Annotated in this window: 13 protein-coding genes; 8 read left to right on the top strand and 5 right to left on the bottom strand. The window is 72.1% G+C overall.

Going from position 1 to position 11,503, the window contains the following annotated elements; all coding sequences use genetic code 11:
- Window positions 1–77: 77 nt before the first annotated feature.
- Window positions 78–824, bottom strand: coding sequence for a GntR family transcriptional regulator (locus ACZ6YG_RS37810; RefSeq protein ID WP_219548030.1), 747 nt, complete (start codon window positions 822–824; stop codon window positions 78–80).
- Window positions 825–933: 109 nt separating this feature from the next.
- Between ACZ6YG_RS37810 and ACZ6YG_RS37805 the strand changes: the two genes are divergently transcribed.
- Genes ACZ6YG_RS37805 through ACZ6YG_RS37785 form a run of 5 tightly spaced genes read left to right on the top strand, consistent with a single transcriptional unit; the run spans window position 934 to window position 5,464 of the window.
- A complete protein-coding gene (locus ACZ6YG_RS37805) occupies window positions 934–2,085 on the top strand; it encodes an ABC transporter substrate-binding protein (RefSeq protein ID WP_219548028.1) in 1,152 nt (383 codons plus the stop codon).
- Entirely contained in the window at window positions 2,082–2,903 is an 822-nt protein-coding gene (locus tag ACZ6YG_RS37800; protein ID WP_148029860.1) for an ABC transporter permease, read from the top strand. Before ACZ6YG_RS37805 ends, ACZ6YG_RS37800 begins: the two co-directional genes overlap by 4 nt.
- On the top strand, window positions 2,891–3,742 hold the full coding sequence (locus ACZ6YG_RS37795; RefSeq protein ID WP_466020629.1) for an ABC transporter permease: 852 nt from the start codon (window positions 2,891–2,893) through the stop codon (window positions 3,740–3,742). Before ACZ6YG_RS37800 ends, ACZ6YG_RS37795 begins: the two co-directional genes overlap by 13 nt.
- Window positions 3,739–4,869, top strand: a complete 1,131-nt coding sequence (locus tag ACZ6YG_RS37790; protein WP_466020628.1) for an ABC transporter ATP-binding protein — start codon at window positions 3,739–3,741, stop codon at window positions 4,867–4,869. The genes ACZ6YG_RS37795 and ACZ6YG_RS37790 overlap by 4 nt, the downstream gene beginning before the upstream one ends.
- 1 nt (window position 4,870) lies before the next feature.
- Window positions 4,871–5,464: an HAD family hydrolase gene (locus ACZ6YG_RS37785; protein WP_466020627.1), complete on the top strand. Its 594-nt coding sequence runs from the start codon at window positions 4,871–4,873 to the stop codon at window positions 5,462–5,464.
- Between the two features lie 3 nt (window positions 5,465–5,467).
- Here ACZ6YG_RS37785 and ACZ6YG_RS37780 read toward each other — a convergent pair whose 3' ends face one another.
- The 3 genes from ACZ6YG_RS37780 to ACZ6YG_RS37770 are packed head-to-tail and all read right to left on the bottom strand — an operon-like array spanning window position 5,468 to window position 7,930.
- Window positions 5,468–6,085: a LysE family translocator gene (locus ACZ6YG_RS37780; RefSeq protein WP_466020626.1), complete on the bottom strand. Its 618-nt coding sequence runs from the start codon at window positions 6,083–6,085 to the stop codon at window positions 5,468–5,470.
- Between the two features lie 17 nt (window positions 6,086–6,102).
- Entirely contained in the window at window positions 6,103–7,050 is a 948-nt protein-coding gene (locus ACZ6YG_RS37775) for a quinone oxidoreductase family protein (RefSeq protein ID WP_466020625.1), read from the bottom strand.
- Window positions 7,051–7,054: 4 nt separating this feature from the next.
- Complete coding sequence (locus tag ACZ6YG_RS37770) at window positions 7,055–7,930, bottom strand: Vgb family protein (RefSeq protein ID WP_466020624.1); 876 nt, start codon at window positions 7,928–7,930, stop codon at window positions 7,055–7,057.
- A gap of 109 nt (window positions 7,931–8,039) precedes the next feature.
- Between ACZ6YG_RS37770 and ACZ6YG_RS37765 the strand changes: the two genes are divergently transcribed.
- Window positions 8,040–8,627, top strand: coding sequence for a TetR/AcrR family transcriptional regulator (locus ACZ6YG_RS37765; protein WP_148029854.1), 588 nt, complete (start codon window positions 8,040–8,042; stop codon window positions 8,625–8,627).
- Between the two features lie 11 nt (window positions 8,628–8,638).
- On the opposite strand, the gene ACZ6YG_RS37760 is transcribed toward ACZ6YG_RS37765, so the two are convergent.
- Window positions 8,639–8,791, bottom strand: a complete 153-nt coding sequence (locus tag ACZ6YG_RS37760; RefSeq protein WP_466020623.1) for a hypothetical protein — start codon at window positions 8,789–8,791, stop codon at window positions 8,639–8,641.
- A gap of 327 nt (window positions 8,792–9,118) precedes the next feature.
- Between ACZ6YG_RS37760 and ACZ6YG_RS37755 the strand changes: the two genes are divergently transcribed.
- Window positions 9,119–9,334: a hypothetical protein gene (locus tag ACZ6YG_RS37755; protein ID WP_466020622.1), complete on the top strand. Its 216-nt coding sequence runs from the start codon at window positions 9,119–9,121 to the stop codon at window positions 9,332–9,334.
- A gap of 76 nt (window positions 9,335–9,410) precedes the next feature.
- Entirely contained in the window at window positions 9,411–11,501 is a 2,091-nt protein-coding gene (locus ACZ6YG_RS37750; RefSeq protein ID WP_466020621.1) for a tetratricopeptide repeat protein, read from the top strand.
- The last annotated feature ends 2 nt before the right edge of the window (window positions 11,502–11,503 follow it).

Genomic DNA, 11,503 nt, shown 5'->3' with positions numbered 1-11,503 from the left:
TCGCTTCTCCCCGCGGCTCTGGTGCCTATGCTGAGCCACCCGGGGGAAGGCGGGCGCTATGACTCGAACATATGTTCTTACGCGCCGAAACGCAAGTCGCCCGCGTGCCGGACGAGCGGGTTCGCCCCGATCGAGTTGCGGATGCTGAAGGCCACGCTCCCCGCCCGGTAGCGGTCGTCCGAGCACTCCACCGCCCTGCCCTCGTGCGTGGTCGTCACCCGGCGCTGGCGCAGCAGCGGGCTGCCCCGCCTGACCCCGAGCAGGCGCGCGTCCCGCGTGCTCGCGGGCACCGCGTCGATGAGGTGCTCGCCGTAGGCGAACACCAGCCCCGCCGACTCGTACAGCGCCTCGGTCACGGACCCGCAGCCGGGCGGCAGCTTCTCGACGGCGCCGGCGATCCACTCCGCGTACGCGGTCCGCTCCAGCAGCACCGGCTCGTCCTCCAGGGTGCGCAGCCGCAGCACGTCGAGCACCTCGCCGGAGCCGAGCCTGGCCGCCTCGGCCGGGGTGGGCGGGCGGCGGCGCTGGGCGATCACCTGGCCGCCGTACCGGTAGCCGTTGGCCCGCGCCCACTCGGCGAAACTGTGCAGCTCGGCGAAGCTCTGGCTGCGCGCGGTGCCGAGCACGATGCGCCTGGCCCCCTGCCGCGACCCGACCAGGCCCTCGGCGGCCAGCACGGCGACCGCCTGCCGGACCGTCCCCCTGGCGGCGCCGTGGCGCGCGGCCAGCTCCGACTCGGACGGGAGCTGCGACCCCACCGGGTGCACGCCCGAGAGGATCTCGCCCCGCAGCTCATCGGCGATCAGTTCATAGCGCGCAACCATTACCAACCACCCCAGTTCACGAAAGAGCAACGTATATGCGACTTACTGGTGCTCGCTTGTTTGTACAAGTTCCCCTACATTCCTCCCACACCCCCGGAGTGGAGGCCACGTGTTCACACCTCGCGCTCGTGCGGCAGGCGTCATCGCCGCCCTTACGGTAGTCACCGCGGCGTGCGGCGCCGCGCCAGGAACCCAGACGTCGACGGCCGCCGAAGGCGGGGTGGACGCGCGCACCGCAACCTCGGCGGCCGACTTCGGCGGCTTCGACAAGCTCGTCGAGGCCGCCAAGAAGGAAGGCGACCTGCACGTCATCGCCCTGCCGCCGGACTGGGCCAACTACGGCGAGATCATCAAGACCTTCGAGGCCAAGTACGGCATCAAGATCGAGAGCGAGGACCCGGACGCCGCCAGCGCGGACGAGATCAACGCGGTCAAGACCCGCAAGGGCCAGGACCGCGCCCCCGACGTGCTCGACCTGGGCCAGTCCTTCGCGATCAGCGGCGCCGCCGAGGGCCTGTTCGCCCCGTACAAGGTGCAGACCTTCGACAAGATCCCCGAGGGCCAGAAGGAGCCCACCGGCCTCTGGGTGAACGACTACGGCGGCTACATCTCCATCGGCTGCGACGCCAAGAAGATCACCACCTGCCCGAAGAGCTTCGCCGACCTGCTCAAGCCCGAGTACAAGGGCAAGGTGGCGCTCAACGGCAACCCCACCAAGTCCGGCTCGGCCTTCGCCGGCGTGTACGCCGCCTCGATCGCCAACGGCGGCTCGTTCGACGACATCCAGCCCGGCATCGACTTCTTCAAGAAGCTGAAGGACGCGGGCAACTTCAACCCGGTCGAGACCACCCCCGCCACGATCGAGAAGGGCGAGACCCAGATCAGCATCGACTGGGACTACAACAACGCCGCCTATGCCCCGCAGATGGCGGCCAAGGGCCTCGACTGGCAGGTCAACGTGCCCTCCGACGGCCAGTACTTCCAGATGTACGCCCAGGCGATCAACAAGGACGCCCCGCACCCGGCGGCGGCCCGCCTGTGGCAGGAGTTCCTCTACAGCCCCGAGGGCCAGAACCTCTACCTGAAGGGCTTCGCCCGCCCGGTCCTCATGCCCGCCATGCAGGCCGACGGCAGCATCGACAAGGCGGCGGCCGAGGCGCTGCCGGCCGTCGAGGGCGAGCCGGCGTTCCCGACCTCGGAGCAGGTCGACGCGGCCAAGAACAAGCTGGCGAGCGGCTGGGACGCCGCGATCTCCGGATGAGACGGTCCCCGGGGTGGCTCGGCACGCTGCCCCTGCTCGCCTTCTACGCGTTCGTGTTCGGCATCCCGCTGGCCGCGCTGCTGGCGGGGGCCTTCACCTCGCGCGGCGAACCGACGCTGGCCAACGTGCGGCAGAGCCTGGAAGGCGGCAACCTGACCGCCATGGCCGGGAGCGTGCAGGTCTCGGCCGTGGTGGCGCTGTCGGGGGCCGTGCTCGGCACGTTCCTCGCCTACGCGGTGGTCACCTCCCGGTCCACCGCGCTGCGCAACGCGGTGCTGACCGCCTCCGGCGTGCTGGCCAACTTCGGCGGCGTCCCGCTGGCCTTCTTCTGGGTGGCCACGCTGGGCAACTCCGGCGTGGTGAGCGGGCTGCTGGGGCTGCCGTCGGGGTCGCTGTACTCGTTCTGGGGCCTGGTGATCGTCTACCTGTACTTCAGCGTGCCGCTGATGGTGCTGGTGATGGCGCCGGCCCTGGACGGGCTGCGGCCGCAGTGGCGGGAGGCGGCGGCCAACAACGGCGCCACCGCCTGGCACTACTGGCGCTACGTCGGCCTGCCCGTGCTGACGCCCGCCCTGCTCGGCGGGGTGGTGCTGCTGTTCGGCTCGGCCTTCGCCGCCTACGCCACGGCGGCGGCCATGGGCGCGGGCACGGTCGTGCCGCTGGTCACCCTCAAGATCGCCAACGCGCTCACCAGCGACGTGCTGATCGGCCAGGAGAACGTGGCGCTCGCCCTGAGCCTGGACATGATCGTGATCGCGGGCCTGGTCATGCTGATCTACCTGCCGCTGCAGAGGAGGACCACCCGATGGCTGCAGTGACGGGCCTGGAGCAGCCCCTCGTCACCGCCCCCGCCCGGCCCGGCCGCCCGCGCGCCTGGCGGGCCGCCGTGTTCGTGATCGCCGGGCTGTACTTCCTGGTGCCGCTCGGGGCGTCGCTCTGGTACACGATCTACACGCCCACCACCGGACTGTCCTTCGAGCCCTACGCCGAGCTGTTGACGGCGGAGGGCTTCGCGTCCAGCCTGTCGCTGTCGCTGGCGCTCGCCCTGGCCACGATCGCGCTGGTGCTGCTGCTGACGCTGCCCGCGATGCTGGCCGTCCGGCTGTTCGCGCCGGGGCTGCGGCCGCTGATGGAGGTGCTCTGCACGCTCCCGCTCGTGGTGCCGCCGATCACGTACGTGGCCGGGCTGAGCACCTCGCTGCGGGTCGGCGCCGACGTGCTCGCGCCCACCCCGTTCTGGGCCACGCTCATCGCCGTCCAGGACCCGGGCTTCCCCGTCGTGCTCGTGCTCGCGTACGTGGTCCTCGTCCTGCCGTTCGTCTACCGCTCGCTGGACGCGGGGCTGCGCACCATGGACGTGCGGACGCTGGTGGAGGCCGCGCGCAGTCTCGGCGCGTCGTGGCCGCACGTGATGTTCCGCGTGATCATCCCCAACCTGCGCTCGGCCCTGGCCAGCGCCTCGTTCCTCACGCTCGCCCTGGTGTTCGGCGAGTTCACCGTGTCCAGGCTGCTCGGCTACCAGCCGTTCGCGGTGTGGATCGTGACGATCTCCGGCTCGCGCGGTCAGGTGTCGGTCGCGGTCTCGATCCTCAGCCTGCTGCTCATCTGGCTGCTGCTGCTGGCGGTCTCCACCGCTTTCGGGAGGGAGAAGAAGTGACGTCCAAGGTGGAGTTCCGCGGCCTGCGCCGGGTCTTCGGCAAGACGGTGGCGCTGGACGGCCTGGACCTGACCATCGAGCCCGGCCAGTTCGTCGCCCTGCTCGGCCCGTCGGGCTGCGGCAAGACGACGGCGCTGCGCTGCGTGGCCGGGTTCGAGCGTCCCGACTCCGGGGCCGTGCTGGTCGACGGCAAGGACATCACCGACGTGCCCGCCAACAAGCGCGACGCCGGCATGGTGTTCCAGTCGTACTCGCTGTTCCCCAACCTGAACGCGCGCGACAACGTCGCCTTCGGCCTGCGCGTGCGCGGGGTGCCGACCGCGACCCGGCGGGCCAAGGCGGACGAGCTGCTGGAGCTGGTCGGCCTGCCCGGGCACGCCGACCGCTACCCGCACCAGCTCTCCGGCGGCCAGCAGCAGCGCGTCGCGCTGGCCCGCGCGCTCGCCCTGGAGCCGCGCGTGCTGCTGCTCGACGAGCCGCTGTCCGCGCTCGACGCCAAGGTACGGGTCGCGCTGCGCGAGGAGATCCGCCGGCTCCAGCTCGGCCTGGGCATCACCACGATCTTCGTCACGCACGACCAGGAGGAGGCGCTGTCGATCGCGGACCGGGTCGCGGTGCTCCGCGACGGCCGCCTGGAGCAGGCCGGCCCGCCCGCCGAGGTCTACGACCGGCCCGCCACCCCGTTCGTCGCCGAGTTCGTCGGCACCATGAACCACCTGCCCGGCCGGCTCGCCGGCGACGGCAAGGTGACGGTCCTCGGCCAGACGCTGCCCGTCGACGGCACCGCCCCCGCCGGCCCCGACGTCACCGTCCTCATCCGCCCGGAAGCCATCCAGGTGACCCTCGCCGCCCCCGACCCCGGCCCGGACTCCGCCCGCAGCCCCGGCCCCGGCCCCGGCTCCGGTGCCGGGTCCGGTGCCGGGTCCGGTCTGGGCGAGGTGGTGACGGCGTCGTTCCGCGGCGCGTCCGTCCGTCTCCGCCTGTTGCTGGACGGTCACGAGGTGCTCGCCGACGTGCCCGGCCACGAGGCGGCGCGGCTCGCCCCCGGCACCCGCGTCGCGATCCGCCTCGTGGAGCGTCCCGTCCTGGTGGCCGCGCGCGCCGCCCCCGTGCCCGATGCCGTCTGAGGTGCCCGCGGCCGTCCTGTTCGACCTGGACGGCACCCTCGTGGACACCGAGCCCCACTGGTGGCGGGCCACCGCGACGGTGGCCCGCGGCCTGGGCGTCGACCTGGGCCCGGACGACGAGCCGGACGTGCTCGGCCGCACGGTCGAGCACACGGCCGCCCACCTGCTCTCCCGCGCCCCCCGCTACCACGACGCCGGGGACACCGGCGACGCCCTCACCCGCGCGTTCGCCGGCGAGCTGGCCCACAGCTTCGACGTCATGCCCGGCGCCACTCCCCTGCTGCGGGAGCTGACCGCCGCCCGCATCCCCACCGCCCTGGTGACCGCCTCGCCCCGCAGTATCGCCGCCCTGGTGCTCCCCCGCCTCGGTCACCGCTTCGACGAGGTGGTGGCCGCGGAGGACACCCGCCGCGGCAAGCCCCACCCGGACCTGTACCTCGAAGCCGCCCGCCGCCTCGGCGCCCATCCCTCCCGCTGCGTCGCCCTGGAAGACAGCCCGGCCGGCGTCACGGCCGCCAGCACCGCCGGCTGCCACGTCATGGTCGTCACCCGTACAGGTCTCCCGACGCTCCGCGAGATCCGGTCGATCGCGTGAAGATCAGTCGACCGCCAGCCGTACCCCGAAGCCGACGATCACCACGCCCGTGACCCGGTCGAGCAGGCGGCGCACGGACGGCGACCGCAGCACGCCGCTCATCACCCCGGCGAAGACGATCAGGCCCGCGCTCCACACCAGCCCCTCGGCCACGTGCACGCCCGCCAGCAGCAGCCCCACCGCCGCGTGCGGCGCGTCCGGCGGGATGAACTGCGGCAGCATCGCCACGTAGAAGGCGCCGACCTTCGGGTTGAGCAGGTTCGTCACCAGCCCGCGCCGGAAGCCGGTGCGGAAGCGGACCTCTCGCCCGTCCGGCTCGTCCACGTGCGCGTCCTTCTTGACCAGCAGCATGCGCAGCCCCATCCACACCAGGTAGGCGGCCCCGGCGTAGCGGAGGACGTCGTAGGCGAGCTGCGAGGCGGCCAGCAGCGTGGCCAGGCCGGCCGCCGTCAGCAGGCCCCAGACGAGCGTGCCGAGCTGGATGCCCAGCGTCACCCCCCACGCGGGGCGCTTCCCGGACAACAGGGACGTACGGAGGATGAGTGCGGTGTCCAGTCCCGGCGTGATCGTCAATAACGCGACGACGGCGGCGAACGAGACGACCGAAGTGGTCAGGTCCATGCCGTCGAGCGTAGTCGTCACGGGATCAGCAGCAGCTTGCCCGTCGTCCGCCTCGAGGCCAGGTCCTCCTGCGCCTTGGCCACGTCAGCCAGCGGGTAGCGGTGCGACACGTTGACGCGCACCCGGCCCGAGCCGATCCACTCGAACAGGTCGGCCGCCCGCCACAGCAGCTCGTCACGCTCGGCCGTGTAGTCGGCCAGCGTCGGCCTGGTGAGGAAGAGCGACCCGGCCCGGTTGAGCCGCTGCGGGTCCACCGGCGGCACCGGACCGCTCGCGGCTCCGTACAGGACCATGAGCCCGCGCCGGCGCAGCGCCTCCAGCCCGCCGTCGAACGTGGTCGCGCCCACGCCGTCGTAGACCACGTCCACCTTGCCGCGCAGCCTCTCGGCGAAGTCCTGGTAGGTCAGCACGTCGTCGGCGCCCGCCTCCCTGGCCAGCTTCTCCTTCGCCGGGGTGGAGGCGGTCCCGTAGACGGTCGCCCCGAGCATCTTGCACACCTGGACGAGCAGTTGCCCCATGCCGCCCGCGGCGGCGTGCACGAGCACCGTGTCGCCCTCCTGCACCCGGTAGGTGGAGTGGGTGAGGTAGTGGGCGGTCATGCCCTGCAGCATCACGGCGGCGGCCACGTCCGGCGCGACGCTCTCGGGCACCGGCACCACCAGGCGGGCGGGCACCACGGCCTTCTCAGCGTAGCTGCCGAGCGCCATCGCCCACGCGACCGTCTCGCCGACGACCACGCCCTCGACGCCTGGCCCGACCGCGGACACCATGCCCGCGCCCTCGGACCCGATCGTGCAGGGCAGTTGCAGCGGGTAGGCGCCGGAGCGATGGTAGATGTCGATGAAGTTGACGCCGCTCGCGGCGACGTCGACCACCACCTCGCCGTCACCCGGCTCCGGGTCGGGCCGCTCGACGTACTCCAGGACTTCGGGGCCGCCCTGGGCGGCCAGCACGATTGCACGCATGCCCCTAGTCAACTACGAACCGTCCGGCGAGCCGGTCCGGCATGACCCTGGCGAGTCCGCCGGACTCCATCGCCACCCAGATCGCGTCGTCGGGTCCGGTGGTCAGGCCGTGCGGCTCCGACCCGGGCAGCTCGAACTCACTGATCGCGCCGTCGACCGTGATGCGGCCGAGCCGGTTCGCCGCCCACTCGGTGAACCAGAGCGCGCCGTCCGGCCCGGTGACGATCGCGTGCGGCCGGCAGGCGCGGTCGGGCAGCGGGTGCTCGGTGACCTTCCCGGCCGGATCGACGCGGCCGACCTGGCCCGCGCCGATCTCCGCGAACCAGAGCGCGCCGTCGGGCCCCGCCGTGATGTGCACCGGCGCCGCGCCCTCGGTGGGCAGCGGGTGGACGGTCACCTCACCGCCCGGCGTGATCCGGCCGACGGCCCCGGCCTGGTTGAGCGTGAACCAGAGCGCCCCGTCGGCCCCGGCCGCGATGCCCGACGGCATCCCGCCCTCGACCGGCACCGCGAACTCGTCCCGCTCCCCGCCGGCGCCGATGCGGCCGATCTTGTCGGAGCGCATGCACGTGTACCACATCGCGCCGTCGGGACCGGCCGCCATTCCGTACGGAGCCTCGGCCTCGTACGAGGTCACCTCGAACTCCGGGGTGATGCGGCCGACCCGGTCGCCCTGGTACTCGGTGAACCACATCGCCCCGTCGGCCCCCGGCGCGATCACCGTCGGCCCGCCGCCGGCCGGGTCGAGCCGGTGGAAGCTCGGCTCCTCGCCGGGGACCAGCCGCCCGACCATCCCCTGGTGCACCAGCGTGAACCAGACCGCCCCGTCGGCGCCGGTCGCGACCCCGTACGGGGCTCCTTCGGAAATTTTGATCAACATGAGGGTCCCCCGTGGGTTCCAAGCCGCGACGCTCCAATCGCAACCTGTGTTGCTTTAGTGTGGCATGGGTTCTACAATAAACGCAACGCCAGTTGCCTTAGGAGTGGCCGTGGAGCCCAGTAAGCGACCCGGCGGGCGCAGCGCCCGCGTCCGCGACGCCGTACGGCAGGCGACCCTCGCCGAGCTGGCCGGGAAGGGGTTCCGGGGGCTCACCGTGGACAACGTCGCCGAACGGTCGGGGGTCCACAAGACCACCGTCTACCGGCGGTGGGGCAGCGTCGAAGGGCTGATCTCCGACGCGCTGGAGCTGGCCCGCGACGAGCCCTGGCCCGTCCCCGACACCGGCGCCGTCGAGAGCGACCTGCGCGGGGTGGCCAGGCTCGTGCAGAGCGGGTTCGCCGATCCGGAGCTGGGCCCGGTGTCGTCGGCGTTCGTGGCGGCGGCCATGCAGAGCCCGGAGGCGGCCCTGGCGCTGCACGACTTCTTCCAGGCCCGCCACGAGCAGTCGGCCCAGGTGGTGCGCCGCGCCGTCGACCGCGGCGAGCTGCCCGCAGCGGTCGACGCCCACGAGGTGATCAGGGCCGCGGTGGCGCCGATCTACTACCGTCTCTTCGTCACCCATGAGCCGGCCACGGCGGCGGACGCGGACCGGGCGGCCGACGCCGCCCTGGCCGCCGCCCGGGCCGGCATCCTCTGACCCGTCGCCCGCTACCGGAAGGCGGCGGCGTTGCGCCGGGCCCACTCGGCGAACGTGCGGGGCGCCCGGCCGAGGAGCCGCTCGACGTCGGGGCTGACGCGCCGCTCGGCCGGGGTGGGCTCGCCGATGATGGACAGGGTGGTCTCGACCACGGGCTCGGGCATGAACCGCAGCATCTGCGCGCGGGCCTCCGCGCGGGTCTGCCGACCGCCGGACGGCGTCCTCGATGGACCGCGCTGTGCTCCCGTGGGAGGACGAGCCGGGGCGGGTCGCGACTCCCTGGGAGGACAGCAGCACGACCCGCCCGGCTCCAGCGGATCTGGCGTCGTCGAGGACGCGGCCGATGACGCCGCCCGGGCTGTCGGCGGCCGCCACGAAGTCGCCGGAGATCAGCAGGAACAACGCGCCGGCGCCGACCACCTCGCCCGGCTCACCGGTGAGCTCGACCGGCTGCCCGACCCCCTCGAACTTCTCAAGGCCCTGGTCGCCGGGTGGATCAGCCAGCGCGACATCGCGGCCCGGTACGGCTGCCCCACCCGGACGACCTCGCGCTCACGTTCGTCGGCGCCTACCAGGGCATGTCCCTGCTGGCCAACGCCCTGCGCGACCCGGAGATCATGACCAGGGAGGGAAACCGCCTCATCCGCTGGCTCGATGCCCTGCCCGAGCGCGGACAGCGTGGCGGCTCGGACCCATGTTGCAGATGAGTATCTGTTCTCTTCCTTCCGGGCCGATTCCTGATCCGGTTGCCGAAAATGACGGCAGAGGTCATGGGGAGGGGCGGTGGCGGACCGCGAGGATGCTCGACGCTCGACAGCCACGAGACTGGCGGTGTGGGCACGGCGACACCTGACGATCTGGATCACCGTCGCGACCACCACCCAGGCCGCGCTTCTCGCCATCACCACCATGCTGATGCAACTGCCCGGTCAGTCCGACTCGGTGATCACCGCTTGCATCGGGATCGTGCTCCTCCTCGCCGCCCTTTCCGTCGTTCTCCCCCTGATCGGGGCGCGCGCCGAGCGGAAGGCCCGGACGGCGGAGGAACTCGACGACAAGCGGCGGTACGTCACCACCCGGGTCCTGCGAGGAAGCGCCGGCGAGCTTCCCCGGCTCGGTCAGCTCTCGGCCACCGATTTCGGAGTCACTCCCACCCAGTACACCACCAGCGGGCGCGACCCCTATGTCCCCCGCGAGCCTGACGACACGCAGATCCGTGACGCCCTCAGCGCGCCCGGCCCGCCCTATCCGTTCGTGCTGGTGTGGGGGAACACCAAGGCGGGCAAGTCCCGTATCACCGCCGAAGCCATCCGGGCGGTGTTCCCCGAAGACACCGTCGTCTTGCTGCCTGCCAGCGGAGCCGCTCTCGCGGAACTCGCTCTCTCCGAAGACGCTCTCCCCTCCGGTGAGGGGCCGGCCGTGGTCCACCTCGACGACATCACCGTCGCCGACCTCGAAGTCCTGACGCCTGCCGTGCTGGACGCGGTCGCCCGCCAGGCCGTACTGGTCGCGACCATGACCGCCGGAAGGCGCGGTCAGATCCTCAAGTCGGGTACCGACAGCACGCGCGTCGCCCGAACGGCGTTGAGCCGCGCGCACCGCGACGGCCAAGGCCACGAACTGGTCTTCCGCCCGCCCACCGACGCCGAGCGTGAGCAAGCCGAAGCCCTCTACCCTGGGGAGACCTTCCGAGGCAGCATCGCCGAGACGCTCGTCGGCGCGATCGAGCTCTTCGCCAAGTACAAGGCCGGGCCCGATGACGATCCGGCCGGCTGCGCCATCGTCCAAGCAGCGGTCGACTGCCGCCGTGCGGGACTCACCCGTTCTGTCACCGACGCTGAGCTCTCGCGGCTGTTCGCTCTCTATCTACCGGCGATACGGGCAGGCGTGCCCGCCACTCCGGACACCTTCCAGCAGGGCCTCCGCACCTGGGCGGCCGTCCCCGTCTCCTCCCAGGTCGCTCTGCTCACCGCGGACACCGGCGACGGTGAGGCAGGGTGGAAGGCTCTTGACCACATCGTGTCCGCCGACGAAGGAGCCCGGCCCATCCACCCGGGCCTCTGGCCCGAGCTCATCTCGATCGTCGACCCGTCCGATGCGCGCGCGATCATGTACGGAGCCGAGAACCGCGGGGAGCGAGAGCACGCCATCGCGGCAGGGCGCAAGGCGGCTACCTCACCTCACCGTGAAGAGGCGGCCGTCTCCGCGGGCTATCTGGGCATTCTGCTCGCTGGGCAGGGAGAGGTGGAAGCCTCCGCGGACGCCTTCCGGCAAGCGGCCCGCTCGCAGAACGCCGATCGTTCGTCCATGGCCACCCTTCAGCTGGGAATAGCGCTTTCCAAGCAGGGGAAGATCGAAGCCGCCACAGACGCCTTCCGCCAAGTGATCCGTTCGCGTAATCCCCACACCGCACCGCTCGCCGCACTCGTCTGCGGGAAAATGCTCGAAGAGCATGGAGATCTGGACGCCGCGCAAGACGCCTACTGGCAGGCGATCCGCTCCTACCACCCCGACCATGCGCCCAGGGCCGAACTGAACCTGGGGGCCCTGCTCGCCCATGCGGGGGAGCTGAGCGCCGCCGGCGAAGCCTTCCGGCGGGTGATCGCTTCGAACCATCCGGACAGCGCGCCTCATGCCGCCTTGAATCTGGGGATAGTGCTCGCCAGCCGGGGGGAGCTGGAAGCGGCCGAGCAAGCCTTCCGGCAGGCCATCGCCTCCGGTCACCCGAGGCACGCGCCACCCGCGGCGCTCGGTCTGGACCAGGTTCTCGCCTTGCGGAGGGGAGAAGCCCCCTTCGGGGCCACCCCTGATGGAGGTTCAGAGGGCGACGAGGTTCCCCCGCCAGAGGGCGGGGTCCCCTCGACTTCAGGGTGAGG

This window comes from Nonomuraea sp. NPDC054003, assembly GCF_055585125.1.
This window is presented reverse-complemented; position numbering and strand designations above follow the sequence as displayed.